The organism is Stenotrophomonas maltophilia, assembly GCF_047782825.1.
In the GTDB taxonomy this organism is placed as follows: Bacteria; Pseudomonadota; Gammaproteobacteria; order Xanthomonadales; family Xanthomonadaceae; genus Stenotrophomonas.
On record NZ_CP180589.1, the window covers coordinates 549049 to 575681 of the forward strand.

The following is a 26633-nucleotide window of genomic DNA, read 5'->3' on the forward strand; positions in this document are numbered from 1 at the left end:
CAGGCCAGGGTGACCCGAACGGGGTAGGCGGGGGAAGGCATGCCTGCGCTATCACCCCGGCAATGGAGCGGTGGAGGCCGAGGATGCAGCGTCTGTTCGTGATGTTTCCCGATCGTGTGCCCGGCCTGGGGCTGCTGTGGTTGCGGCTGTGCCTGGCCGCCGCGCTGTGCACGCCGGGTGCCTGGGCCGGTGTGGTGATGGCGGTCTGCGCGTTGGCGGTGGGCCTGCTGCTGCTGGGCTGGTTGACCCCGTTGTCGGCCGTACTCGCCTGTGTGGGATTGTGGCTGCAGGGCGCGCCGCTGCCCCTGTTGCTGCTGCCCTTGGCGCTGCTCCTGCTGGGTCCGGGTGCCTATTCGCTGGATGCGCGCCAGTTCGGCCGGCGCCTGCTGGGCCGGCGGCCTCCCCCGAACGGGTGAGTGGCGGCCTCGACCGACGGGGGTAGGGCGCGTGCGGCCACCAACGCACCATGGGGCACCTCGTCGCGGTGCCCTGTCATGGCCGAAGTTCCAGCGCCCATCGCCACCGCCGTTGGCCTGGCGCCGCACCAGGCCGCCGCCCTGCAACGCGCGCTCTGCTACATCGATGCGCACCTGTCGCAGCCCCTGCGGGTGACCGAACTGGCCGAAGTGGCCTGCGTGAGCCGTTTCCATCTGGTGCGGCTGTTCCGCACCGGCACCGGTGCCAGCCCGCTGCGCTATCTGCGTCGCCGCCGCATCGAGCGTGCGCGGCAACTGCTTCCGGCCAGCGACCAGCCGATGTCCCGTCTTGCCCAGCACCTGGGCTTCTTCGACCAGAGCCACTTTGTCCGCAGTTTCCGTGCCGAGACCGGCTGCAGCCCCGGCCAGTACCTGGCCGGCGCCGCCGCCCTGCACGTTCCTCCCCGTCATCCCTCTACCGGAACCCCGCCATGACCACTGCTACTGCTACCGCTACGCCTGCCAAGGGCCTGCTTTCCCCCACCGACCACGCCCTGGTGCTGATCGACTTCCAGTCGCAGATGGCGTTTGCCACCCACACCATCGATATCTCCGCGCTGCGCAACAACGTGTCGCTCATCAGCAAGGGTGCCAAGGGCTTCAACGTGCCGGTGGTGCTGACCACCGTGGCTGAGAAGTCCTTTTCCGGCCCGATGTTCCCGGAACTGCCGCAGATCTTCCCCGGCCAGGCCGTGTTCGATCGCACCTCGATGAACACCTGGGAAGACCAGCCGGTGATCGATGAGATCAACCGCATCGGCAAGCAGCGCCTGGTACTGGCGGGCCTGTGGACCAGCGTGTGCATCGTCGGCCCGGCCCTGTCGGCGCTGGAGCAGGGCTTCGAGGTGTATGTGATTACCGATGCCTGCGGCGATGTGAGCGAAGAGGCGCACGAGCGCGCGATCACCCGCATGGTGCAGGCCGGCGCCAAGCCGATCACCAGCGTGCAGTACCTGCTGGAGCTGCAGCGCGACTGGGCCCGCGGCGAAACCTATGGCCTGACCACCGGTATCGCCCGCGACCACGCCGGCGGCTACGGCATCGGCATCCAGTACGCCAAGACCATGTTCGGTGCGCAGGAAGGCGGCCACTGAGCATGGGCGATGGGCACGGCCTGGATCTGGCCCTGCTGATCCTGCGCGTGGCAGCGGGTGGTTTCCTGTTGCCACACGCGCTGGGCAAGCTGTTCGGCTGGTTTGGCGGCCCCGGGCTGGCCGGCTTCGCCGGTGAACTGCGCGGCTTCGGGCTGCCGGCGGTGGCACCGCTGCCGCTGCTGCTGGCCGTGCTGCAGGTGTTGTCCGGGCTGGCCGTGCTGCTGGGCTGGCAGACCCGCCTGGCCGCACTGGTGGCCGCTGCGTTCATCGCCTTCACCGCGCTGCTGGCCCTGCCCAAGGGCTGGTTCTGGATGCGCGGCGGCAGCGAATACCCGCTGATGTGGACGCTGGTGCTGCTGGCGGTCGCACTGGCCGGGCCGGGTGCATGGGCGCTCGACGGCCTGGCGCTTGCCGGAGGCGGTGCATGAGTTCCTCCCCCCTCGACCACGGCCGACGCAACGTCGTGCCGGCCAGCGACGCCGTGATGGCGTCGCGCAGGGCCGGTGGCGACGCCGCGGCCATCGATTCCACTCCGAAGGAGCGTCGCATGAGTACGCTGGTCATCCGAAACGCGCGCATCACCACCCTCGACCCGCAGCAACCGCATGCGCAGGCGCTGGCCGTACAGAACGGTCGCATTGCCGCCGTCGGCAGCGATGAGCAGATCATGCGCGTGTGGGGCAATGAAGCCACCATTCTCGACGCGCAGGGCCGGCGCCTGGTGCCCGGCCTCAACGACAGCCACACCCACCTGATCCGTGGCGGCTTGAACTACAACCTGGAACTGCGCTGGGACGGCCTGCGTTCGCTGGCCGATGCGATGGCCATGTTGAAGGCGCAGGTGGACCGCACGCCGGCGCCGCAGTGGGTGCGCGTAGTCGGTGGCTTCACCGCAACCCAGTTCACCGAGAAGCGCCTGCCCACCCTGCAGGAGCTCAATGACATCGCGCCGGACACGCCGGTGTTCCTGCTGCATCTGTACGACCGTGCACTGCTCAACCGCGCGGCGCTGCGTGCCTGCGGCTACAGCAAGGACACGCCGGATCCGCCGGGTGGGCAGATCGTGCGTGATTCGCTGGGCAACCCCACCGGCCTGCTGCTGGCCAAGCCCAATGCGCTGATCCTGTACGCCACGCTGGCCAAGGGCCCGCGCCTGCCGATCGAATACCAGGCCAATTCCACCCGCCACTTCATGCGCGAGTTGAACCGGCTGGGGATCACCTCGGTGATCGATGCCGGTGGTGGTTTCCAGAACTATCCCGAGGATTACCAGGTCATCGAGCAGCTGCACCGCGATGACCAGCTGACGGTGCGCATTGCCTACAACCTGTTCACCCAGAACAAGGGCAAGGAGGTCAGTGATTTCCGCGGCTGGAGCGAGATCCTGCAGCCGCGCCAGGGCGATGACCTGCTGCGCCACAACGGTGCTGGCGAGATGCTGGTGTTTTCCGCTGCGGATTTCGAATTGTTCAACGAACCGCGCCCGGAACTGCCGCCGGAGCTGGAGCCGGAACTGCACGACGTGGTGAAGCTGCTGGTCGAGAAGCGCTGGCCGTTCCGCATCCACGCTACCTACGACGAAAGCATCACCCGCATCCTGGATGTATACGAGCAGGTGAACCGCGAGGTGCCGTTCGATGGCCTGCACTGGTTCATCGACCACGCCGAGACCATCACCCCGCGCAACATCGAGCGCATCCGGGCACTGGGCGGTGGTATTGCCGTGCAGCACCGCATGGCCTACCAGGGCGAGGCCTTTGTCGAGCGCTACGGCGTGCAGGCTGCGCGGCATACGCCGCCGGTCAAGCGCATGCTGTCCGAGGGCGTGCCGGTGGGCGCCGGTACCGATGCCACGCGCGTGGCCAGCTACAACCCGTGGGTGGCGCTGTCGTGGCTGGTGACCGGGCGTACCGTGGGTGGCCTGGCGCTGTATGGCGATGAGAACCTGCTGGAACGCGAGCAGGCGCTGCGCCTGTGGACCCAGGGCAGTGCGTGGTTCTCGGGTGATGAAGACACCAAGGGCACGCTGAAGGAAGGCCAGCTGGCCGACTTCATCCTGCTCTCATCGGATTTCTTCCGCGTTGATGATGCGCAGATTGCCGACATCACCAGCCTGTTGACCGTGGTCGGTGGCCGCATCGTGCACGCCGACGGTGATTACGCGGGCCTGGCACCGCAGCTGCCGCCTGCGATGCCGGACTGGTCGCCGGTGAACAGGTTTGGTGGCTACCACGTAGGCGGCACCGCCACCGGCCTGGCCGCCGCGCACCACCATCACCATGGCGTGGCCTGTGGCACGCACGGCGCCCATGGGCATGCCGCACATCACGCGGCGCCGACCGACGACCTGACCGCTTTCTGGGGCGCGATGGGCTGTTCGTGCTTCGCGTTCTGAGCCGGATCCCGGTTAGAGCCGGCCGCTGGCCGGCTGTGCGGGTTCGTGCCGGGTAGGCTGGGCTGCCGGCCAGCGGCCGGCACTACCGGAGGAGCGGCGGCGCTTTGCGGCGCCGCCGCCGCACGTCATTTGCGTGCGAACGCCAGCAGGTCGGCGTTGAACTGGTCTGCATGGGTGATGGTCAGGCCGTGCGGGGCACCGGCGTACACCTTCAGCTCGGCATCCTTGATGATTTGCGAAGACAGCTTGGCCGATGCATCGAACGGTACGATCTGGTCGTCATCGCCATGCACGACCAGGGCCGGCACGTCGATCTTCTTCAGGTCTTCGGTGTAGTCCACTTCCGAGAACTCGTGCACGCAGTCGTACTGGCCCTTGACGCCGCCCAGCATGCCCTGCAGCCAGAACGAATCACGCATGCCCTGGGTGACGCTGTTGCCATCGCGGTTGGCGCCGAAGAACGGGGTGGTGAGGTCCTTGAAGAACTGCGAGCGGTCACCGCCGGTACCCTTGCGGATGCCGTCGAAGACTTCCAGCGGGGTGCCGGCCGGGTTGGCTTCGGTCTTCAGCATCAGCGGCGGCACGGCGCCGACCAGCACCACCTTGGCCACGCGCTTGCTGCCATGGCGGCCGATGTAATGGGCCACTTCGCCGCCACCGGTGGAATGGCCGACCAGGATCGCGTCCTTCAGGTCCAGTGCTTCGATCACAGCTGCCAGGTCGTCGGCGTAGGTGTCCATGTTGTTGCCGTCCCAGGTCTGGCTGGAGCGGCCGTGGCTGCGGCGGTCGTGGGCGATCACGCGGTAGCCGTTCTGGCCCATGAACAGCATCTGCGGGTCCCACGCATCCGACGACAGCGGCCAGCCATGGGCGAACACGATCGGCTGGCCGGTGCCCCAGTCCTTGTAGAAGATGCGGGCACCGTCTTTTGCGGTAACGAAGTTGCTCATTGCAGGTTCCTTTGGCGGTAGGGGAAAAATACCGGCGTTGTCACTGCCGGCGCAGCGGCAGTACAGCGCAGCATCGGCGCCCCGGCTTGCACGCCTGTGTCGGATCGATGGCAGGCGCTGACGCACTTCGCTCTGGCGGCGCGGGCCCGGACCTGCTCAGGATGCGCTGAGCGTGCGGGAGGCCAGGGCATGAAGACGCCGATGTGCTGGATGATCCTGGGCTGGGCGTTGGCCGCAACGGCCCAGGCCCAGACCCATGTCTACAAGTGCGTGGATGGGCCGCATCCGGTCTACCAGCAGACGCCCTGCCAAGGCCGCGCGGAATGGCGCTGGGATGTGCCGGCCGAGGCGTCCGATGCGCGCGCCGGCAGCGCGCCCGCAAGCGGCCGCAAGGCTGAGCAGCGGGAGAGCGTGCGACCGGCGCGGGGCAGGGGTTCAGCGGCGCAGGCGGCACTGATCACCCTGGCGCGTGATCCGGCCGGCTGCGAGCGCGCGCGCAGCCAGCACGCCAAGGTACTGGCCCGGCCGACGCGGCTGGACTATCTGCAGCGACGGCAGCTGGACGATGCCGTGCGCGCGGCCTGCCAGTAGCGGAAGACGAGCGCAGAAACAGAAACGGCACCCGAAGGTGCCGTCTGCGTGCAGGTTGCGGGTGGCTCAGCGGCCGTCGCTGCCGGCGGCCGGTGCGCTGGACGACGCATCAGGCTTGGGCAGGCTCAGTTCCGGGTTGCCCTGTTCGGCCTGCAGGATCTGGATGCGGCGCTGCAGCGAGTCGAGCTGGCTGTTGGTGCTCTGCACATCGCTGCTCAGGCTGACGGCCTGCTGCTGCGCCTGCTGCAGTGCCGCGCTGACCTGTGCCGACTGCGCCTGCTGCTGTTCCATTTCCTGCTGCAGGGTGCGCAGGCGTTCCTCGTTGTAGGCCACCAGGCGTTCGGTATAACGCTTGCCGGCTTCCAGGCGGGTGGTGTCGATGTAGACCTGCGCCAGCTGCTCGGACTGTTGCGCGAAGGTGCGGTAGACACGCTCGGCGTTGTCCACGGCATCGGTCTTGATCACGCGCCAGAAGTTCTTCTCCTGGAACAGCGCGACGTAGTAGGTCAGGGTGCTGGCATTGAACAGCAGGCTGGCGCCGTAATTGCCGTTGTACGTGGTGCGCAGTTCGGTCAGCTGGTGCGCATCCATCAACTGCTTGAGTTCGTCCACCGTGTTGCGGACCACCGGCGCGCTGCGGGCCGGTTCGGCCGCGGCTTCGCGATCGCCACGGGCGGCCAGTGCCGGCGGTGCCACCAGGATCATGGCCATGGCCAGCAGTGCCGCGCCGCGCGGATACCGGGCGAAGACGGTGCCCCCTGAAATTTCTCGCATGTCTAGACCATCCACGAACGTAGTGTGGTTGAGATGAACGTAGTTCCCCGCAGCGAGTCTAGCATGGGCGACGCGGAGGCCAAGCGGGCCGCGCAAGGGCTCAGAACACCAGCTGCGCGGCATCGCACTGGATCGATTGCACGCTGACATCGGTGCGGCCCAGTTCCAGGCCGAGCAGGTCGGCCAGGGTGGTGGTCAGCAGCGTGCCGACGCTGTTGAGCACTGGCTTGAGTGCAGCCAGCACCGGCTGCAGCACCGTGCACAACAGGCCGGTGCACGCAACCGCATTGCCCGGCGTTGTCACGCCACCGCCGGCCGCGCCATCCAGGAAGCCTGCCGGTGCGGTCTGGATGTAGGAAGCCAGGTTGTTGCGCACGCAGTCGTTGTAGGCCAGGTTGCCCAGCAGGCTGTCGCAGCGGTTGATCAGCAGGCCGCCGAGCACGGCACCCAGCGCGCCGTCCAGCAGGCCCAGCCCCTGGCCGGTGACGGCGGTACGGAAGCCGGTCCAGACCGATCCATTTTCCCAGCAGGTGGTCAGGCCCAGCAGGCACGGCTTGGGCACGCCGTTGGGCACGGTCCAGTTGCCCAGCGGCGCAAGGTTCTGTGCCGGGTTGCCATCGCGCAGCAGGGGGATGACCTGGTCCACGTTGTAGCGCCCGCCGCTGGGGAATGCCGCGGCCAGGTAGCGGTCGGCCAGGGCCTTGGCGGTGTCGCCGGCGTTCATGCCCTGCTTGGGCGAACTGAGCATGCCCGACAGCACGCGCAGCAGTTCGTTGACCAGATCCGAGACCGCCGTTCCCAGCGCCAGCGGATTGATCCGGGTCGAGGCGGTCTGGCCGGCGGCCACGGTCAGGCTCTGCCGGTCGGCCAGCGCCGGCAGCGTGATCCTGTCGTTGATCAAGGGCTGGCCGAGCAGGGTCAGCAGCTGCGCGTTCTGCAGGCTGGCATCGCAGACGTTGCTTCTGGAAAAGCGGTCGGCCGGGTTGACGGTGCCGACGCAGGCGCGCAGTACCGACGAATCGACCTGGATGGTGGCCGTGGGCGGCGTCGCGCCGCACTGGATGGCGGTCAGCGTGCCCATCGCATTGGTCACGTCCACATGCAGTGGTAGCCGCAGGCGGGTGCCCAGCATCGACAGCAGTGCACCCACGGCGGGAACGCGGTTGCTGTCCACGTCCACCATCAATCGCACCTGGGCGTTGTAGGCGCGCGCACCGATGCCGCCGATTGCGATCGAAGGCGGCTCGATCACCCCCGCCTGCACCTCGATGCCGAGCAGGTTCAGGCCGGGCACCTGTATGCCGTTGCCATCATTGGCGATGGAGATCGCAGCGTTGACCAGGTCCAATACGTTGATCCGGGTTTCCAGCGCGCTGCCGATGGTGCCATTGGGCGAGATCACTTCAGCGAACAGTCCGCCCCCGCCGTTCTGGCTGCCCAGCAGGATGTTGAGCTGGTTGATGTCCAGGCGGGTACCGACCAGATTGGACAGGGCCTGCAGCTGTGCACCCACTGTGGTGTTGCGGCCGACCACGGTGGCGGTGGCATTCACCAGCTGTGCCAGCGACACGCGGTTGACCGACAGCAGCCGGTTGAAGTCAGCCACGCTGAGGTCGGCAGTGACCGGAATGCCCAGAGCCGCGAGCAGGCCCGAAGGCGTGACCGTGGCCTGGGCCAGGCCGTCGTAGGACAGCACCGTGGCGTTGTTCACATCCAGCCCGACCAGGCGCAGGGTCGACATCAAGGGCGAATTGCCATTGGTGCGCAGCAGCTGCGAGCCGACGGCAAACACGGCCGTCGGTTCGCTGCGCATGGCTACCGCCTGCACCCGGATGGTGGGCAGCGTGCGGTTCTGGCTGAAGAAGGGCAGCACGCCGCGCTCGGCCACCACGCGCACCGCGTTGCGCGGGTTGCCGGCGTCAACCGCGTTGGTGAAGTGATCGGGTGTGGCGCGCGTCGCGTTCCAGTTGCCGCAGCTGATCACCAGCGTGCCGGGGAAAGCGTTCTGGGTGGTGGCGTTCTGCCGTGCGGCTGCATTGTCGGCATTGTCCGGGCGGCACATGTCCAGGCGCTGCGCACCGGCCAGCGCCGCCAGGTCGGCCACTTTCTGCGCATCGCGCTGGGCCCAGAACAGAAAGCCGATCTCCACCAGGCCGAGCATCGCCACCAGCCCGATCATGACCAGCATCATGGTCACCGACATGCCGCCGCGTGCGCGGCCGAAGCGGATGGGGCGAGGTCGGTTCATGGCACGCCTCAGCGGTTGGAACGGGACGATCCGTTGGTCTTGCCGACGTCGGTTTCGAAGAAGTCCGGAATCTCGTGCTGGAAACTCTTCATGTAGCGGGTGTAGCTGGCACTGGCCTGGTCACCCAGGATCGGCAGCCGGGGACCGGCCTGCTGGCCGGATGCCTGCAGGCGGAACAGTGCGCGGGTGGTGGTACCGACCTCGCCACGCGCAGGGCGGGCGAAGGGGACAGGTTCGGCTGCCGCTTCGGCTGGCGTGGCAGCAGGCGCTGCCGCCTCCGTAGCGCGGGTCAGATCCACGGTGGGTAGTGACGCGCTCTGGCTGGCGGCTGGCCGCGCTGCTGGCTGTGCGGCAGGCTGTGCGGCAGGCATGCCACCCAGCATCTGCCCGGTCAGCGGCTGCTGGGCGGTCTGCGCGTGTGTGCTGGCCATCAGCACGGTGCAGGCCAGCAGCGGCATCCAGCGGCGATACAGCGGCGTGGCGGTCATGGCGTGCTCCCGGTGGCGTGGTCGGAGGTGCTGAAGCGTTCCAGCATCGAAGGCGGCAGTCGTGCCGGGTCGCGCGCGTCGCGTGCCTCACGGCGGGGCTCGGCGGCCAGCTGCGGGCGCGGCGTTGGCGGCGCATTGCGTTCGGCGGTTGCTGCAGGCGAGGCGGCCGGCACGCTGGCCTGCCGTAGCTGCACGCGCGCGCGGATCTGCTGCGCCTGCTGTTCGATGCTGCGGCGCGTGTCCGCACCGAGGTTGGCCTGCTGCGCCAGCCGTTCGGCGGTGGCGGCATCGCCGCGAAGGACGGCCCACAGCGCGAGGTTGGCGGTGGCCTTGGCGTTGCCCGGTGACAGTTCCAGTGCCTTGGCCAGCGGTTCGCGCGCCTGTTCGTAGCGGCCCGCACGCAGGCGCGCATAGCCCAGGTCGCCCAGGTAGTCGGTGTTCAGCGGCTGCAGCTGGGTGGCCCTGGCCAGTGCCTGTTCGCTGGCCTCGTCCTGGTCGCGCCCGGCGGCGATAAGGCCCAGGCCATGCGCCGCCGCTGCCGCCTGGGCGCCGCTGTCCAGCCCGCGGTACAGCGCGATGGCGGCATCGATCTGCCCGGTCTGGCGCAGTGCGTCGGCCTGCAGCAGGCGCAGGGCAGGGGAATCGCCATAGCGCTGGCGGAACGCATCGACGTGGGCCAGCGATGCGTACCACGCGCCCTGCTGCTGCATGCGCTCGATCAGTTCCAGATACGCGTTGCGGCTGTCCTGCGGGGCCGGCGTGGGTTCGGCCAGGCTGGGCGCACGCAGGTACTTCGGCGTGGACGACGCACAGCCGGTGGCCGCGGCGGCGAAGGCAAGCAACAGGCAGGTGGAACGCAGTCCAGGCATCGCAGTCATCCCATGTTCGCCAGGGTCCTGGCCAGCGCCACCAGCGCCGGTCCAGCCAGTACCAGCATCAGCGCTGGCAGCAGGGTCAGCATCATCACCACGGTCATCTTCACCGACAGCTTGCCGACCTTCTCTTTCAGTGAATTCCGCCGCTGCTCGCGCAGGCGCAGGCTGAACTGGCGCAGCGGCTCCTGCACCGCACCGCCATGCGCGTGCACCTGCAGGATCAGCTGCACCAGGCTGGACAGGTCATCATCGCCGTACACATCACTGAGCCGGCGCAGCGACTGCGCGCGCGTGCGGCCGTGGGTGTAGGCCACGTTGGCCTCGTGGATCTCGCCGCCCAGCACCGGCAGCGCTTCGCGCAACTTGTCGCCCAGCGTCTGCAGGCTCTGGTCCATGCTGAAGCCCACGCCCTGCAGCAGGCGCAGCAGATCGATCAGCAGCGGCAGCTCGTTGTTCACCGCGCGGCGGCGGCGCTTCACCCAGGCCGAGAGCATGAACTTGGGCAGCAGCAAGCCTGCGGCCAATGCGCCGATCATCACCATCAACCGCGATACGCCGCTGGCATCGCTGAAGGCGAGTGCGGCCAGCAGCACCAACAGGGCCAGCAGCAGGCGCAGGCCCAGATAGATGGCGGTGCCGCGGCGGGTGTTCCAGCCGGCCAGGTCCAGCAGCAGGCGATCCTCACTGGCCAGCAGCGCGGCCTCCAGGCGGCCGCCCCCCAGGGCGCGGCCGAAGCGCTCCAGCCAACCCAGTGAATCCCTGCGTGCCGTCTCTTCGGCGGCACCCGGTTCGCGTGGCTGCAGCGCGGTCTTCAGGGTGGCTGCGCTGCGGTCCTCGCGGTGGCTGCGTACCCAGCCGCCCAGGCCGAGCAGGGCCACCCCGGCCGCCAGCACCAGCAATGCAGCCACGAACCAGACGCTGGCGTTCAACGGCGGTCTCCCAGGCAGGCCGGTGCGTTCATAGCGAGCGCGCCAGGCGATAGAGCAGGAAGCCTCCGACCAGCTCCAGGCCCAGCGCCATCAGCAGGATCTTGTGGCCCAGCGGATCGTGCAGCACCGGCTGGAAGAAATCCGGGCTGGCGATGGCCATCAGCACCACGCTGGCCGGTGGCAGCAGGCCCAGCACCCAGGCCGACATGCGGGTTTCGGACGTGGTGGCCGCCAACTCCTGCTGCGCCTGTTCCAGGTCGCGCATGAAATCACCCATGCGCTGCAGGATCTGGTCGGCGCGGCCACCGATGCGCACGCTCACGCCCATCACCACGGCCAGTACGCCCAGCACCTCCATGCGGTAGGGCTGGCCGGCCAGATTCAGGGCGCGGTCCAGGTCCATGCCGCTGCGGGCATAGCGCATGGTGGTATCGAGCAGCCCGCGCAGGGGCGCGGAGGTCTGCATCGAGGCGACCTGGAAGGCGGCCTGCAGGCTGTTGCCGAGGGCGGTGAGGCGCACCAGGTTGTCGAGGAAATCCGGCAGCTGGTGCAGCAACCGCGCCTTCAGCCGGGCCGTGCGCCGGGCCAGCCACAGGCCTGCAGCCAGCAGGTACAGCAGCAGGGTGAGCGGAAACATCCAGGCTGTGCCCAGACGCAGGACCGCCAGTGCCGACAGCGCCAGCCCCGGTACCACGACCAGCAGCGGCACCTTCCAGCCGACGGGCAGGCCGGCGCGTTGCAGCAGCGCATCCCAGGGCAGGCTGCGGCGGCCGGCGGTGGACGGCGGCGCCGCCGCGTTGACAGGCGTCCGGTTGCCATCGCTGGCGGCCAGCGGCGTGGCGCTGCCACGGGCCAGCTGCTGTTCGGCATGCTGCAGCGACGCCTGCCGCTGTTCGCGGCTGCTGGCCGAGCCCCACAGCCAGACGGCCAGCGCCAGCAGCACCGAAATGAGGCTCAGCACACCGAGCAGCAGGCCGGTGCCCATGCTCAGAGATCCCCGTACAGCGATTCGCGCAGCAGCTGCCGGAACGGCTCCAGCTTGTGCGAATGCGGGTGGAAGCCCAGGCCGATCCAGCGATCGATCTCCTTGCCGTTGCCATCGGACTGCACTTCGTGACGGAACATTTCCTGGGTGGTGATCAGGTTGTCGCTGACCCCGGTGATCTCGGTGATGGACACAAGCACACGGCGGCCACTGCCCAGGCGCGAGATCTGCACGATGAAATCGATGGCGCTGGCGATCTGCCGGCGCAGGCTGTCCTCACTGCCTTGGAAGCCGGCGAAGCCGGCCAGCATCTCGATGCGGTACAGGCAGTCACGTGGGGAATTGGCATGGATGGTGGCCATCGAACCGTCGTGGCCGGTGTTCATCGCCTGCAGCATTTCCAGAACTTCGGCGCCACGCACTTCGCCCACCACGATGCGGTCCGGGCGCATGCGCAGGCTGTTGCGCACCAGGTCGCGGATGCTGACCGCGCCATGGCCCTCGGCACCGCCGATGCGGCTTTCCAGGCGCACCACATGCGGGTGGTTGAGGGACAGTTCGGCGGTGTCTTCCACGGTGATCACCCGCTCGTTGGCCGGCACGTAGCTGGCCAGCGCGTTGAGCAGCGAGGTCTTGCCCGAGCTGGTGCCACCGGAGACCAGGATGTTGCAGCGGCCCAGCACCATCGCCTTCAGCAGCGCCTGCATGGGGGCATCGAAGGTGCCCTTGGCCAGCAGTTCGTCCGGGGTGAACGGGTCCTTGCGGAACTTGCGGATGGAGACCATGGGGCCATCCACCGCCAGCGGCGAGATGATCGCGTTGAGGCGGCCGCCGTTGGGCAGGCGCGCATCGACCATCGGGTTGGAATCGTCCAGGCGCCGGCCGAGCGGGGCGAGGATGCGGCGCAGGATGCGCAGCAGGTGGGTGTCATCGGTGAAGCGCTGGGTGGCGCGCTTGAGCTGGCCGCCCTGCGAAACGTGCACGTCCTTGAACCCGTTGATGAGGATGTCCTCGATGGTCGGGTCGTGCAGCAGGTCGTCCAGCGGCCCGAATCCGGTCAGTTCCTTGACCAGGCCTTCGGCCACCACCTGCATTTCTTCTTCATTGATGGGAATGCGCCATTCCTGGATGAAGCTGACGGTCTGCACCTGCACCCAGCGGGCGATGGTGTCCGGCGCCCAGGAATCGATGTCGATGCGCTCGTCTTCGATGCTGTTGAGCAGGTGCTCATGCGCGGCCGACAGCACCTTCTGGTACTGCTCGGTCTGTGCGAACGGCAGGTTGGCCGGCGCGCTGTCGGGCACGACGCTGCGGGCCACCAGGTGCGGGAACGGGGTCACTTTGTCTTCCATTGCGGTCCACCCAGGGCAAGGGCAAGTCTTTCCCGCAGGCCATGGGCCTGGACCGGACAGGCAGCCGGATCCAGGCGCTGGACGAGTGGGGCGAGGGCACGCAGGTACGGGTCACGCGGGGCGTCCTGCAGCAGCAGGTGGCCGTGGCTGGCGGCGGCACGCACGCGGGGGCGCTCGGGCAGCGTGGCCAGCAGCGGCAGTTCGAAACGGCGTGCGATCTGCTCCGGGCTCATGCCGCTGCTGTCGTCATGGCGGTTGATCACCAGCTGCAGGCGCTTCTCGCGTTCGCGCTGGCCGGACAGATGCTTGAGTGCATGGTCGAGCGATACCAGGGTGGCAATGGATGCATCGGCCACCAGCCAGATCTCGTCGGCCTGGTCCAGCAGCAACGGCGGCAGCTGCCGCAGCGGGCAGCCACCGGCATCGCAGAGCACGCTGGAAAACACGCCGCGCAGGCGCTGCAGCAGGGCCGATGGGTCGGACGGCGGCAGGGCATCGCTGCCGCTGGCGCGGTCCAGCAGCACCAGGCCGCTGGCGTGCCGCGCCATGGCCGTGCGTGCCAGGGTGGCATCGATGCGGCTGGCATTGCGCAGCGCGTCTTCGTAGTGGAAGCGGCTGTCCAGGTTGAGGTAGAGCGCCAGATCACCGGCGGGTTGGGCCACTTCCAGCAGCAGGCCGTCCTGCGGGTTGCTTTCGCCCTGGGCCAGCAGGTGGGTCTGCTGTGCCAGCACCGACAGGTGTGCGGCCAGGGTGCTGGTGCCGACGCCGGCACGGACGCCCAACAGCACGATCAGGCGTGCCTTGTGCGCCTGCTGTACGTTGGCCGCCGGGCGCGGTGACAGCGCTCGGCGCAGGGCGGCTTCGATGCCGGTGTTGTCGCTGTCCAGGTCCAGCACATCGCGCAGGCCGGCACGCAGGGCCATCACCACGCCTTCCACCTGGCCGGCAGCGGTGGCGCCCACGGCAACCAGGGTCAGCTCGGGCTGGGTCTGCTGCAGCTGCTGGGCCAGCACCGTGGACGCGGCCGCATGCTCGGGGCGGAAGTCCAGCAGCACCAGGTTCTGCTGGCCACGCTGCAGGTCCTGCGCCGATGTCGGTTCGCCGCAGTCCTGCCAGTGCAGGACCGTGGACGGTGGCAGTTTGGCCGCCAGCCGTGGCAGCAGTTCGCGGTCCATGCCGTACAGGACCAGGTTCATCGGTGGTCCTTGTGGATGCAGGGGCTGGGCGGTTGCGTAGGGCATGGTCGTGGCATCGCAGGCAGGGGTCAGCGCGAGAACCCGGGCACAGGGTCCTGGCTGATCGGGCCCAGCAGCCACGCACCCCACTCGGGCATGTGCGGCTTGGCTTCGCGGTCGCCGGGCAGGGGAAGCTCGGTATTGCGCGCCAGCGGCTGCACCAGCCGTGGGGTGACGATGATCACCAGCTCCTTGTCCTGGCGCTTGTAGTCGAAGTTGCGGAAGAACGAGCCGATGATCGGCAGGTCGCCCAGCAGCGGAATCTTGTTCACCGTCGAAGCCACCGTTGAACTGACCAGGCCGCCGATGACGAAGCTCTCGCCGTCGCCCAGCTCGACCGTGGTATCCGCGCGGCGGGTGGTGATGGAGGGAATCTGCACGCCGTTCAGGGCGATGGCATTGGTGTAGTCCAGGTCGCTGGCTTCGGGGGCAACCTTCAGTGCGATGCGGTTGGGTGCCAGCACCGTGGGTGTCACCGTCAGGCCGATGCCGAACGGTTTGTAGGTCACCGTGGTGGTGCCCAGGCCCTGCGGTTCCAGGATAGGCAGTTCGCCACCGGCCAGGAAACTGGCGCTCTGGCCCGACAGCGCGACCAGGGTCGGCTCGGCCAGCACCCGCGCCATGCCGTTGGCCTGCAGCAGGTCCACATCGGCATTCCACAGGCCCTTGGTCGAACCGAACACCAGGCGGAAGGCCGAGGAAATGGGCGACTCGTTTTCGTTGCTCGACTCGCCTTCCTTCATGCCCGGCAGGATGCCGGTATTGCCGGGCAGGATGCCGCCGGGGCGGGCGAAACCGTAGGCGAAGCCACCGTTGCGGTTCTGGAAGCTGATGCCGATCTGCTTCAGGGCGGTCTTGTTGAATTCGACCACCTTCACTTCCACCTGCACCACGCCACCGCTGCTGATGGTGGAGGCGTCGGCCAGCTGGCCGTCCTTGCCCAGCGCCATCGCAGCGGTCTTCTGTTCCTGCATATGGGCCAGCACGCTGTCGCTGCTTCCCTGCAGCAGGCCCTGCTGGTCCTGCTGGGTGAACACCAGGCCGCTGCCGCCCGCGTCGGCGGCCCCCTGCACCGCGCTCTGCACGCGCACCTGCACGCGCTGCGGTTCACCCTGCTTGCGGTGCCACAGCAGCAGGGTGGTCGTGCCCGGGGCCTTGCCCACCAGCAGTGCCTGGCGCTGCCCGCGCAGCATCACGATGTCGGCTACGCCGGGGTCGGCGATGGCGACCCGTTCCAGGTCGGCCGGCAGGCTCCACGGACGCTGCTCACGGGTCTGCAGCACCAGATCGTCGGCGGCCACGCTCGTCGCCGGTGCCAGCAGCACCAGCAGCAGGGCCAGCCAATGCTGGCGGACAGTAGGGCGTGGGCTCGGGCGACGTTCGGTCATGGACGCTCTCGTTTCGTGTCAAAGGGAGCCGCGGGGCGCGGCGCTGTCGCCGCGGATGATCTCGATGCCGGACGACGCGCGCGGTGCACTGCGGCGTGCGCTGGGTGCACGTGCCGGTGCATCGGCGCCGGCGCGTTGCGAGGCGTTGCCGCGGCCTGCGAGCGCTTCGCCATCGATGCCGGCGTAGGCGTTGTTTTCCGGCCGCTGCAGCGCCTGTTGCTGCTCGCCATCAAGGCCGCGCAGCGGATCAAGCACGCCGCGTGCCTGCGGGAACAGCGCGACATCGGGCAGGCCAGTGTCGGCCGGGTTGCGCAGGGCCAGGAACAGCTTGCCCTGCTGCGCGCCCAGCAGCAGGCGGTTGGCTTCGGCAACCGGCACGGCCAGCACTGCGCTGCGCGCGGGCTGGGTGGCATCGCCGCCGTTGCTGCTGGCGTGGTTGGACGAACCGGTGATGTCCGCCGCGCGCGGGTCGTTGCGCGGCGCCTCAGCGCTTCCGTTGGCGGGAGCGGTGGTGGCAACCGCGATGTCCTGCTGGCCGTAGCTGAGGACACGCAGGCGCGACAGCAGCAGGCGGGTCTGTGCCACCTCCGGCTGCCCGTTGTAGGTGCCGGGTGCGCTGCGCAGGTTCAGGAAGACATCGACGAAGTCGCCCGGCAGGATGCGGTTGCCGGCAGCGACCAGTTCGTCCACCGGCACGGCCAGTGCACGTTCGCCGGGGCGCAGCTGCAGCGAGAAGCCCTGCGCCAGCAAGGCATCGTTGATGGCGGTGCCTTCGGCGATGTCCTGGGTGGGCACGCGGCCCACCACGCTGGTCAGATCGGTTGCGGCACCGCTGGAGGCGCCGGTGCGCTGTGCCAGGCGCACGCCGTTGGCGCTGATCGGTTCGCCCGCGGGCAGCCGTGCCACGGCCTCGACCACGCTGTGGGTCTGCGCGTCGGCCTGCACCGTCGGCGCGCTGGCAGTGCTGTCCAGTGCAGGCTTGCGGCCGATCACCACCGCAACCAGGGCCAACAGCACGGCCAGGGCGATCAGGGCGATGGCGGCGACGCGGGTCAACTTGAGCATGGATCCGTCTCCTGTACCGGTCGTCAGTTGCTGCCGAGGTCGAGCTGGGCGACCGCGGTACTGCGGATGGGGGCCCGCATCACCCAGCCATACAGCGTGGCGGTGCCAGGCAGGAAGGGGCGGGCGGCGTAGTCGTAGCTGACCGTGACGGTGATGCACTGCGCCGTGGCCATGCCGGCGCAGGGCGCCGCCGGCGCGACCACGATCGGGCCACTGCCACCGGCAGTGCAGTCCGGGTTCTGTCCGGAAAACTGCAGCAGCCACTGCATGGATCTGCGCGCGGCCAGGCAAGCGGCGGTGCGCCGGTCATTGGGGGACGCATGGCGCAGCGACGCGCGTGCGCCTTCCGCCGAAGCCATTGCCAGCGTCTGCTGCGCGGCCATGATCATCACCCCGGAGAAGGTGAACAGCAGCAGGGGCAGCAGCCCCAGCATCAGCATCAGCGCGTATTCGACGGTGATCACGCCGCGCTGGCGGCGAGCGGTGTTGCGTTTCATGCGCCACCTCCGTAGGTGGTGACCAGAATCCAGCCGATGGCCGCCAGACCCAGATAAGCGGCATAGGGAATGCCCTGGCGCCCCTGGCGCGCGGCCTGCAGACCGCGCGACGCCGGGTGTGCATGCCAGTGCGCGCTGGCGCGGCTGACCTGCATCTGCAGGCGCATCGGCAGGTGCGTGCCCCATTGCCGCGAGGCCAGCACCAGCACCGCATGCGCGCCTGCCGCCAGGCTGGCCACGATCCACACCGGCAGCAGCGCCTGCCAGCCCAGCAGCAGGCCCAGCACGGCGAAGAACTTGACGTCGCCGGCGCCCATCCAGCGCACCATGTAGAACGGCAGCAGGGCGACCAGGCCGATCACCGCGCCCAGCAGATGGGCCGCCCAGGGCAGCCGTGGCGTGCTGAACTGGCCGGCGACCAGCAGGGGCACGGCGAGCGCGCACGCCGCCAGCAGCCAGGTGTTGGGCACCCGACGCGCGAACAGATCGCTGATCGCGATTCGCAGGCACACTCCGATGGCCAGCAAGCCCAGCAGCGTCATCGCACGCTTCCCCCGTCGTCCTTCATTGGACCTGTTGCAGCAACCTTCCGCCGGCAGCCAGCGCCATGGCCGCTCTCGCGGCCAGCGCTGGTGCCGCCCCGATCAGGTGGTGGCCTGGGCGGCGATGGTCTGCAGGCGGGTGAACAGCGTGGTGAAGAAGGTGGTGAGCTGGTCGCGTGCGACCACGATCAGGATGCCGGCGATCACTGCGGCCAGCAGGCCGTATTCCAGCGCGGTCACGCCGTCTTCTTCTTTCAGGAACTTGCGGATGGATGCGTTCATGACGGTTGTCTCCCTCTACCTGTCAGTCATGGCAGGATTGCTGCTTGGGCCGGGCTCCCGCTTCCCTCGGGACGGTCCGTAGGCCCCCGCCATCCTGGCAAGGGAGGCGCGGCGGGTGCTCCGCCGCACTCGAACGGGGTGATCGTTCCCGGGGTGGGTCGCTGCCGCGCGCCGGCAACTACACGGCGCCGGGCCATGGGTCGAACCGATCTTTCGCAGGCAGGCGCTCATGTTTCCCCTTGGGCGCGGCCCGATGCGCGGGCCGGATCACCGTGATATCGACTTTGCCTGAATGGCGGTCCGCTGCAACCGGAACCTATATGCAAATTCGGCAGATTCGAGAAAACCCTGAAAGTTTCAGGCCGTTTCTGTGACCAATATCCTTTCGCCGGCAAAACGATTCACCGACGTGGAGAGCGCGTGATCGGGTTAATCGCGCATGCGAGAACCGTGCCGCACTCCGTCGCATTTTCTTCACGACGGCAACGGGTTCATCATGAAAAATGCTTCACATTCACCTGCGCCTATTATCGGGCATACTCACGACGGAGCAATTTATATTCATGGATGGCGCCGTAGTCCGGCGGTGGCCATCGCGGCAAGGGACAATGCTCTTTGAAGCGGTGACGCCCAGTCAGGCAGTGGGGGCGGAAGCGCGGCGGGCCAACGGGGGACGACACTGTCATGGTCGATGGTGCGGTAGGCGACAACGGCGACGACGGTCTCAGGTCAATCGACCTGGCGACGTTGAGCGGAGTACTCCGGGTGTGCGACGTGGAACTGTTGCTGCTGGATGGCAACGGTCCGCGTGCGGCGTTCGCTTCGCGGGTACACGAAGAGGCCCTGTTCTGCAGCATCACCTGCGGGTTCCATTGCCGTGGCCGCTTCATGCTGCCGCCCGACTGGGCGATGCTGGGCTATATCCACGCGACCGACGACGCATTGAGCTGGTGCCATGGCGTACCGCTCACCCCCGGCATGGCGCTGACCGTGCTGCCGGAAGGCATCAGTGAATTCACCCTCAGCCCCGGCACGCGCATGACGTTGATGCTGGTGCCGGTGGCGCGCGTGCAGCGCAAGTTGACCGAATTGAGCCTGCGCAGCACGCCACCGGCTGGTCAGGCGTTGTCGCTTTTCACCCTTGGGCAGGATGTCGCACCCTTGGCGCAGCACTACCAGGCACTGGACTGGCAGCTGGGGCAGGGCAGTGGCCTGCAGGCCGAGGAAACCGAGCATCTGCTGCACGAGCATGTGCAGGCGCTGCTGGCGGCGGGCGCCGCTGACCGCCCGACCTGCAGCCGCGCGCGCCGCACGCATTACCTGATCGCGCAGCGGGCGGAGAATTTCATGCGCCTCAACCTGCGGCGCAACATCTACATGAATGAGATCTGTGATGCCGCCGGCGTGAGCGAGCGCGGCCTGCGTTATGCCTTCGAGGACCTGTTCGGGACATCGCCGAACCGTTATCTGTCGATGCTGCGCCTGTGCGCGGCCTGCCGCAGCCTGTCGATGGCCGACGCCAGCCGGCGGTCGGTGAAGGCGATTGCCTTGAGTTGCGGGTTGTGGGATCTGTCGCGGTTCGCGGACAACTACCGGAAGGTGTTCGGGGAGTTGCCGCGGGATACGTTGATGCGCGCGCCGGCGCAGTTGGGGCAGCCGGCGTAGGGTATTTTCGGCAGGGCTGCGCCCTGCACCCGCCGATGCAACGTCAACGTCAAGATCAACGTCAAAAGCGGCTCTGGTTTTCTGTTTGCTGGGCGGGGCGGTGTGGGCTTGCAGGACACGCCGTAAACCCATCCTTGAAGTGACCCCCAAAAGTTGGACAGTTGGGGATCAGGCGGCCAGCGCGGCCTGTTCCCGGTACTTTACCGGGCTCAGACCCTTTAGTTTCAGTCGGATACGGTCTTCGTTGTAGTACCGGATGTATTCCACCAGCCCGGCTTCCAAACTTTCGATGCTGTCAAAGGTGTTCAGGTAGAAGAATTCCGACTTCAGCGTCCCGAAGAAGCTCTCCATGGCCGCGTTGTCCAGGCAGTTGCCACGCCGGGACATACTCTGTTTCAGCGAGTGCGTTGCGAGCTTGTGGCGGTAGTTTTCGTGCTGGTAATGCCAGCCTTGGTCCGAGTGAATCATCGGTCGATCTGCGGGCGAAAGCTTCTTGATCGCTTGATCCAGCATCTCACCCACCAGGTCGAATACTGGTCGACGCTTCATCTTGTAAGTCACGATTTCGCCGTTGTAGAGGTCCATGATCGGCGAAAGATAGAGCTTCATGCCCTGCACCTTGAACTCGGTTACATCGGTCACCCACTTACGATTGGGCATCTCAGCCTCAAACTGGCGGCCCAGGTCGTTGGGAACCACGACATTGGCCGCTCCCTTGAACGCGCGATAGCGCTTGATGCGTACCCGCGACTGCAGGCCCAGCTCGGCCATCAGCCGCTGTACCCGCTTGTGGTTGATGGCCTGGCCCTGATTGGCCAGCTCCAGTGTTATGCGACGGTAGCCGTAGCGCCCTTGGTTCTCGTCGTAGATCGCGCGGATGCGCTCACGCAGCTCCGCCTCGCCCTCATCGGGATGGGCCAAGGCGTTGATCTGGTAATAGAACGTGCTGCGAGAGAGCTCGGCCGCCTCGAGCAACAGCGGCAGTGCGTAGATCTGCCTCAATCCTTGGACGGCTTGCGCTTTGCATCTCGCGCCGCCTGCTCTTCCCGGATCAAGGCATCGAGTTTTTTTAGGTAAGCGGTCTCCGCACGCAGGTAGGCCACTTCCTTGAGGAGCTCATCGCGGCTCATGTCCTCGGCAGGCTTGGACGAGCGGGTCTTTTTCATCGGCTTTTGAGGCGGTAATGGTGGCGGTGCCAACGCTTGGGCACCCCCCTTAGCATACAGCCGCCGCCACAGCCCCACTGCGCCGGCATCGCCAATCTGGAAGTAAGTGGTGGCCTCACGCGCGGACATTCCGTCCTGGCTCATCTTCTCCAGGACCGCAAGTTTGAACTGGAGATCGTAGGACCGCGGTTTGCGGTCAAACCCCGGTCGGCCATGCAGCCGGTAGGTCGCTGCCCACCGCCTCACCGTGGAGAACTCCAGGCCATGACGGCGGGCAACAGCCTTGACCGATGTGGAGGTGTTGCAGGCCTCTTTAGCCACCTGCAATTTGAAACGAACCTCATATCTGTTCATGTAACCCTCTGGGTTGGATCAGGTGTCCAACTCCAGGGGGTCACTTCACCTTGGGGGCTCGTAGGCGCCATCCATGGCGCCTGCGGTCCTGCAAGCCCACACCGCCCCACTCCCGACAGATTCCGATGACGATTGGATTTGCTCTTCTGGAATGGCGAACCTTCTGGTTTCAATCATTATTTCGATCTAAATTATTTCTGGTTATCTGGTGCTTCGAATTTTGATTCGATCTAAATCGAATCTGCTGGAACAGGGGTCGGAGCCCGTTGCGCAGCAACGGGCTCCGACCCCGTGCCGTTCTGACAGATCGCGGCAGTCTGTCGAAGGCGGGGTGGGTCCGGTTGAGGGGGTGTGAGCGGCATGGATGCCGCGACCAAGCGCCCATGGACGGGTTTACGGCGTCCCCCTCAACCGGACCCACCCCGCCATCCCACGGAAAGCCCGCTTCTGTCGTTGACGTTGACGTTGACGCTGCCCTGGCTCCGGCGGGCGCCGGGTGCAACCCGGCCGATAAACCCCCTTCTGCCGGTTTTGCGCATTCGGGTGCCGAATCCGGCCGTGGATTTGCCGGAATGCGCGATTGCCGTGCCGGAATGAAGTGCGCGCCCCGCGTTGGAAAGCGCGAAATGTCAGTCACCTGCCTAACGGCACGTCCACTGACTTTCAAGTTGTACGCCTACGGGGGAAATGCTCATGAACCGCATCTACCGGCGTGTATGGAATCGCCAGCTCAATGCTCTGGTCGTGGCCTCGGAACTGGCCACCGGTGATAGTGGCGGTGGCGCGGTGCGCGATCTGCGTGCTGTCCTGTTGACGCCCACCGCCCTGGCCGTGGCGCTGTTGTGCGTGCTGGCCAGCGGGCCAGCGTCGGCCCTTGAATCCAACCAGTCACTGCGCGACCTGCAGGCGCTGGCTGCCAAGTACACGCAGCCGATGCCGGTCAAGGTCGATGCCGAAGTGGCGCTGGCCGCGGCGGCGCGGCAGGGCCAGGCCAATCCGGCCATCAATGCCGATGCGCGCGTCGGCCTGCAGCTGAGCACCACCGCGCTGCCGATCGTGCGCAACGTGCTGCCGGCAACGGTGAAGGTCAGCCTGGGCGCGGGCAACGTGCCGCAGCCGGTCGCTGCGCCGGGCCTGGCGGCCGATGTGCGCGCGTCGGTGGGGCTGGGCGACCACACCGCAGTCGATGCGGCGCTCGCCGCGCAGGTGGCGCCGCAGGCGCAGGCACCGCTCGCGCTGGGTACGACGGCTGCGGCCACGGCCAAGGTCGGCGTCGCCGGTACGCCGGTGGCCCACGTGGACGCCAAAGCGGATGTCGGTGCTGCGGTCAGCAGCACGCCGGCGTCGTCGCTGTCCGGGCTGAAGGCCGCTGTGGATGGCCAGGTGGATTCAAAGCTGGTGCTGGCCGGGCATGCGGTGGAGGGGCAGGGCCAGGTAGGGGCGACGGCGGCGGTGAGCCTGCCGGCCAAGGAGGAACTGCCGGGTGAGACCCAGGACCCTGCCATCACCGCCGCCTTCGATAGCAGCGCGGCCGGCAAGGTGCGCGTGCAGGCGCCCGGTGGCCAGGACGTGGTGGCCGATCGCAACCTGAAGCTGGCCGGCACGGCGGCGGTGGGTGCGCAGACCTCGTCGCTGGGGCTGGGCGGTCTGCTCAATGGCGTCGGCACCGCGCTGAACGGCGTGGGCGGGGCCGTGGGCAGTCTGCTCAACGGCGATCTGAACGGCACCGTGGGCAATCTCGGCGGGGCGGTGGGCGGGCTGCTGGGGGACACGCTGGGGGGCCTTGGCCTGACCCAGCCCTCGCCGATTCCGGCCAACAGCCCGAAGGCGCCGGCGGCGGTCGATCCCAATGCTGGCCTGATGATCGGCACCGGTGGCCTGGTCGGCGGCGTCGGCTCGCTGATCGCGCAGACCACCAATGGCCTGTTCGGCGGCGATGGCTATCTGTCCAACGGCAACCTGCGGGTCAGCACCGCCAACGTCATGCAGACCTATTCGGCGGTGAACGTGCTCGGTCTGCCGGTGGTCAACGCTACGCCGGTCGGGGGCGCGCTCAATGGCCTGGGCGGGGCGGTCACCGGGGGCAATTCGCACCTGACCCTGATCGGTGGCGTCACCTCCGACAGCTATATCTACAACATCAACAACGGCAACCCCGGTGGCCTGCTGGGCCTGCTGCTGCCGAAGAATTCGCCGGAATGGGCGGCCAAGTGCCTGGATATCGCCCTGGCCGACATCTCGTGCTGGGCGGTCAATGCCGCGCAGGATTACCAGGTGCTGATGGGGGATGGCGCCTACGCCAACGGTTCCAAGGAAGTGGTGATCGGCGCCAATGCCCGCCACGAACTGCCGCAGGTCGATGCGAACGTGGCCTTCCCGGGCGCGGGTACGAACGACCCGACCAATCCCACCGGCGTGCCGACGGCCGACTATGCCGCGCGCATGGGCCATTCGGTCATCGTCGGCGACAGCGCCGTGGGCACCGCTAACGGCCAGACCCTGCTCGGCGCCGAGGCCACGTCCAACCAGGCCAACTCGGTGGCCCTGGGCTTCCGCTCTTCGGCCACGCGCGGCGCGCAGGCCAGCTACAGCGCCTACGGCCTGACCACCGCGCAGCTGTCTGCCGGTGAAGTGTCGGTGGGCAGCGCCGGCGGTGGCGAACGCCAGATCACCAATCTGGCCGCCGGCAGTGCCAATACCGATGCGGTCAACGTTGGCCAGTTGAAGGGAGCGATCAGCCAGATCACCGCAATCGGTGACGCGGCGGTCACCTACGACCTGGATCCTGCAGGCGATCCGGACTACCGCCGGGTCACCCTGGGCGGTGGCACCGGCACCACCACTGTGGCCAATCTGGCGGCGGGCGCGATCAATGCGGGCAGCACCGAGGCGGTCAACGGCAGCCAGCTGTTCGCCAGCAACGACGCCATCGCGCGCTTCTTCGGCGGCCGTGCCGCCTTCGATCCGGCCACCAGCACTTTCACCGCGCCGCTGTTCGAGATCAGCACCATCTCCACCGGCGGTGCCATCGCGCAGGGCCTGTATGAAAACGCCACCGATGCCTTCGACGCCGTCGATGGTTCGCTGGTCAACCTCAACACGCAGATCAACGACATCCGCAATGGCGGCACCAGGTACCTGCGAGTGAATTCCACCGGCACCGAGGCGCTGGCCACCGGGGCGGACTCGATCGCCGTGGGCACCAACGCACAGGCCACTGCCGCCAACAGCATCGCCGTCGGCGCCGGCAGCCTGGCCGACCGGGCCAACAGCGTGTCGATCGGTGCCGCCGGTGCCGAGCGCCAGGTTACCCATCTGGCTGCCGGTACCGCCGCCACCGATGCGGTGAACCTGGGCCAGCTGCAGGCTTCTGAAGAGGGCGCCCTGCGCTACGACGTCAATGGCGATGGCAGCGTCAACTACGCCAGCGCAACGCTGGGCCAGAGCGGTACTGCCACCACCCTGCGCAACCTCGGGCCGGGCCAGGTCAACGCGGCCAGCAGCGAAGCGATCAACGGTGCACAGCTGTTTGCCGCCAACCAGACCCTGGCCACCCACCTGGGCGGCGGTGCGGCGGTGGATGCGGCCGGTGTGGTCAGTGCGCCCACCTACACCCTCAACAACGTGGCCGCCAACGGCACCGTCAGCCAGGGCAGCTACAACGATGTGGGCAGCGCGTTCGATGCGGTCAGCACCTCGCTGGCCAACGTGGCCGAGCAGACCGATGACCTGGATGCGCGCGCAGTGAAGTACGACGTGGATGGGAGTGGCAACGTCATGGATTCGATCACCCTCAGCGGTACCGGCGGCGCACCGGTGAAGATCAGCAACCTGGCCGCCGGCAGCGTGCTGGCCGGCAGCAGCGACGCCATCAACGGCGCCCAGCTGTTCGCCACCCACGCCACCATCGCCAGCTACTTCGGCGGCAGCACGGTCTACAACGGCGCCACCTCGCTGTGGACCGCACCGTCCTTCAGCATCTCCAGCATCGCCACCGATGGCAGCATCACCCTCAACGACTACAGCAACGTCACCGCGGCGTTCTCGGCAGTGGATGGCTCGCTGCGCACCCTCAACCAGCGCATCACCAGTGGCGGCAGCAGCCCCTACCTGGCGGTCAATTCCACCGCCGGGGCGGCCACCGCCAGTGGCACCGAAGCGGTGGCGGTGGGGCCACAGGCCAGCGCCGCCGGTGCGGCCAGCGTGGCGGTCGGCAACGGCGCCAGCGCCAGTGCCGACAACAGCGTCGCCCTGGGCAGCGGCTCGGTGGCCAGCGTGGGGGCGCAGAGCGGCTACACCGCCGCCTACGGCCAGGCCGGCGCGAGCAGTTCGGCCGGCGAGGTGTCGGTCGGCAGCACCGGTGCCGAACGCAAAATCACCCATGTGGCCGATGGCTCCGATGACCACGACGCCACCAACGTCGGCCAGTTGAACAACGGCGTGAATTACGCCATCGACCAGTCCAAGGCCTACACCGACCAGAAGATCCAGAACATCAACAACGTGGCCGGCAGCTTCCGCGCCAACAACAGCAACAACCTGGCCGACCCGGCGGCGACCGGCGCCAATTCCGCCGCCGGTGGTGCGGGCTCGACCGCTGCCGGGGCCAACTCCACCGCCCTGGGCAACGGGTCGCAGGCGCAGGCCGACAACTCGGTGGCGCTGGGCGCCGGCTCGGTCGCCAACCGCGCCAACACTGTGTCCGTTGGCGCCAGTGGTGCCGAACGCCAGGTGGTCAACGTGGCCGACGGTTCCGAAGCCACCGATGCGGTGAACGTGCGCCAGCTGCAGGCATCACAGCAGGGCAACATCCGCTACGACACCACCACCAACGGTGGCACCAACTACAACAGCGTGACCCTGGGCAGCACCTCCAGCGGGCCGACCACCGTGCGCAATGTCGCCGCCGGTACCGCCGGCACCGATGCGGTCAACGTCGACCAGCTGAAGTCCGGCATGGCGCAGACGCTGGACTGGTCCAAGGCCTACACCGACGAACGCATGGGCGGCTTCGAGCGCGACCTGCGCAAGACCGACAACCGCGCTTCGGCCGGTATCGCCTCGGCCATGGCCACCGCGGCGCTGCCGCAGCCCAGCGAAGCGGGCCGCAGCATGGCCTCGATCGCTGCAGGCAGCTACAACGGCGAATCCGGCGTGGCCCTGGGCATTTCCGGTGTGTCCGAAGGCGGCCGCTGGATCTACAAGTTCAGCGGCTCCACCAACAGCCGCGGCGAAGCCGGCGTGGCCGTCGGTGCCGGTATCCAGTGGTGATCTGCACGGCC

23 protein-coding genes are annotated in these 26633 nt (G+C 67.8%); 8 read left to right on the forward strand and 15 right to left on the reverse strand.

All coding sequences use genetic code 11. The features are described from left to right. The first annotated feature begins 83 nt into the window (after nt 1–83). From ACM2ZB_RS02555 to ACM2ZB_RS02575, 5 genes are all read left to right on the forward strand, one after another. The gene (locus ACM2ZB_RS02555) at nt 84–416 is read left to right on the forward strand and encodes a hypothetical protein (protein WP_416057300.1); all 333 of its coding nucleotides are present in this window, start codon (nt 84–86) and stop codon (nt 414–416) included. Nucleotides 417–494: 78 nt separating this feature from the next. After that, a complete protein-coding gene (locus ACM2ZB_RS02560) occupies nt 495–911 on the forward strand; it encodes a helix-turn-helix transcriptional regulator (protein ID WP_416057301.1) in 417 nt (138 codons plus the stop codon). Further along, nucleotides 908–1570 (forward strand): hydrolase, encoded by a 663-nt coding sequence (locus ACM2ZB_RS02565; protein WP_416057302.1) that lies wholly within the window; start codon nt 908–910, stop codon nt 1568–1570. Before ACM2ZB_RS02560 ends, ACM2ZB_RS02565 begins: the two co-directional genes overlap by 4 nt. Before the next feature lie 2 nt (nt 1571–1572). Continuing rightward, nucleotides 1573–1998, forward strand: coding sequence for a DoxX family protein (locus ACM2ZB_RS02570; protein ID WP_416057303.1), 426 nt, complete (start codon nt 1573–1575; stop codon nt 1996–1998). 119 nt (nt 1999–2117) lie between these two features. Further along, nucleotides 2118–3965 carry an amidohydrolase gene (locus ACM2ZB_RS02575; RefSeq protein WP_416058607.1) on the forward strand — a complete coding sequence of 616 codons (1848 nt, stop codon included), beginning with the start codon at nt 2118–2120 and terminating at the stop codon, nt 3963–3965. 125 nt (nt 3966–4090) lie between these two features. Here the strand turns inward: ACM2ZB_RS02575 and ACM2ZB_RS02580 are convergent, their stop codons facing one another. Next, nucleotides 4091–4915, reverse strand: a complete 825-nt coding sequence (locus ACM2ZB_RS02580; RefSeq protein WP_416057304.1) for an alpha/beta fold hydrolase — start codon at nt 4913–4915, stop codon at nt 4091–4093. Between the two features lie 189 nt (nt 4916–5104). Between ACM2ZB_RS02580 and ACM2ZB_RS02585 the strand changes: the two genes are divergently transcribed. Next, entirely contained in the window at nt 5105–5506 is a 402-nt protein-coding gene (locus ACM2ZB_RS02585) for a hypothetical protein (protein ID WP_416057305.1), read from the forward strand. Nucleotides 5507–5572: 66 nt separating this feature from the next. Here the strand turns inward: ACM2ZB_RS02585 and ACM2ZB_RS02590 are convergent, their stop codons facing one another. The 13 genes from ACM2ZB_RS02590 to ACM2ZB_RS02650 form a co-directional block, all read right to left on the reverse strand. Further along, nucleotides 5573–6280: a DUF2968 domain-containing protein gene (locus ACM2ZB_RS02590; RefSeq protein WP_313435656.1), complete on the reverse strand. Its 708-nt coding sequence runs from the start codon at nt 6278–6280 to the stop codon at nt 5573–5575. A 100-nt stretch (nt 6281–6380) separates the two neighbouring features. After that, entirely contained in the window at nt 6381–8528 is a 2148-nt protein-coding gene (locus ACM2ZB_RS02595) for a TadG family pilus assembly protein (RefSeq protein ID WP_416057306.1), read from the reverse strand. A gap of 8 nt (nt 8529–8536) precedes the next feature. Beyond that, nucleotides 8537–9016: a DUF3613 domain-containing protein gene (locus tag ACM2ZB_RS02600; RefSeq protein WP_416057307.1), complete on the reverse strand. Its 480-nt coding sequence runs from the start codon at nt 9014–9016 to the stop codon at nt 8537–8539. After that, on the reverse strand, nt 9013–9885 hold the full coding sequence (locus ACM2ZB_RS02605; RefSeq protein ID WP_416057308.1) for a Flp pilus assembly protein TadD: 873 nt from the start codon (nt 9883–9885) through the stop codon (nt 9013–9015). The genes ACM2ZB_RS02600 and ACM2ZB_RS02605 overlap by 4 nt, the downstream gene beginning before the upstream one ends. A gap of 5 nt (nt 9886–9890) precedes the next feature. Next, nucleotides 9891–10820, reverse strand: coding sequence for a type II secretion system F family protein (locus tag ACM2ZB_RS02610; protein WP_416057309.1), 930 nt, complete (start codon nt 10818–10820; stop codon nt 9891–9893). A 28-nt stretch (nt 10821–10848) separates the two neighbouring features. Next, nucleotides 10849–11805, reverse strand: a complete 957-nt coding sequence (locus ACM2ZB_RS02615; RefSeq protein ID WP_416057310.1) for a type II secretion system F family protein — start codon at nt 11803–11805, stop codon at nt 10849–10851. A 2-nt stretch (nt 11806–11807) separates the two neighbouring features. Then, complete coding sequence (locus tag ACM2ZB_RS02620; protein WP_313435667.1) at nt 11808–13157, reverse strand: CpaF family protein; 1350 nt, start codon at nt 13155–13157, stop codon at nt 11808–11810. After that, nucleotides 13142–14398, reverse strand: coding sequence for a fimbrial protein (locus ACM2ZB_RS02625; RefSeq protein WP_313435669.1), 1257 nt, complete (start codon nt 14396–14398; stop codon nt 13142–13144). Before ACM2ZB_RS02625 ends, ACM2ZB_RS02620 begins: the two co-directional genes overlap by 16 nt. A 23-nt stretch (nt 14399–14421) precedes the next feature. Next, nucleotides 14422–15780 (reverse strand): type II and III secretion system protein family protein, encoded by a 1359-nt coding sequence (locus ACM2ZB_RS02630; RefSeq protein ID WP_416057311.1) that lies wholly within the window; start codon nt 15778–15780, stop codon nt 14422–14424. A gap of 18 nt (nt 15781–15798) precedes the next feature. Then, complete coding sequence (gene cpaB / locus ACM2ZB_RS02635; protein ID WP_416057312.1) at nt 15799–16845, reverse strand: Flp pilus assembly protein CpaB; 1047 nt, start codon at nt 16843–16845, stop codon at nt 15799–15801. Between the two features lie 23 nt (nt 16846–16868). Beyond that, nucleotides 16869–17342, reverse strand: a complete 474-nt coding sequence (locus ACM2ZB_RS02640) for a TadE/TadG family type IV pilus assembly protein (protein WP_313435672.1) — start codon at nt 17340–17342, stop codon at nt 16869–16871. Further along, on the reverse strand, nt 17339–17884 hold the full coding sequence (locus ACM2ZB_RS02645) for an A24 family peptidase (protein WP_416057313.1): 546 nt from the start codon (nt 17882–17884) through the stop codon (nt 17339–17341). The genes ACM2ZB_RS02640 and ACM2ZB_RS02645 overlap by 4 nt, the downstream gene beginning before the upstream one ends. Before the next feature lie 102 nt (nt 17885–17986). Next, complete coding sequence (locus tag ACM2ZB_RS02650; RefSeq protein ID WP_313435676.1) at nt 17987–18166, reverse strand: Flp family type IVb pilin; 180 nt, start codon at nt 18164–18166, stop codon at nt 17987–17989. A gap of 684 nt (nt 18167–18850) precedes the next feature. On the opposite strand from ACM2ZB_RS02650, the gene ACM2ZB_RS02655 reads away from it, so the two are divergent. Then, a complete protein-coding gene (locus ACM2ZB_RS02655; protein WP_416057314.1) occupies nt 18851–19831 on the forward strand; it encodes a helix-turn-helix domain-containing protein in 981 nt (326 codons plus the stop codon). A 168-nt stretch (nt 19832–19999) separates the two neighbouring features. Here the strand turns inward: ACM2ZB_RS02655 and ACM2ZB_RS02660 are convergent. After that, nucleotides 20000–21351, reverse strand: a protein-coding gene (locus tag ACM2ZB_RS02660) for an IS3 family transposase (RefSeq protein ID WP_416056775.1) whose coding sequence is annotated in 2 segments (ribosomal slippage) — nt 20000–20904 and nt 20904–21351 — 1353 coding nt in all. Because the reading frame shifts where the segments join, the coding sequence is not laid out codon by codon here. Nucleotides 21352–22044: 693 nt separating this feature from the next. Between ACM2ZB_RS02660 and ACM2ZB_RS02665 the strand changes: the two genes are divergently transcribed. Beyond that, complete coding sequence (locus ACM2ZB_RS02665) at nt 22045–26622, forward strand: YadA-like family protein (protein WP_416057315.1); 4578 nt, start codon at nt 22045–22047, stop codon at nt 26620–26622. Nucleotides 26623–26633: the final 11 nt, after the last annotated feature.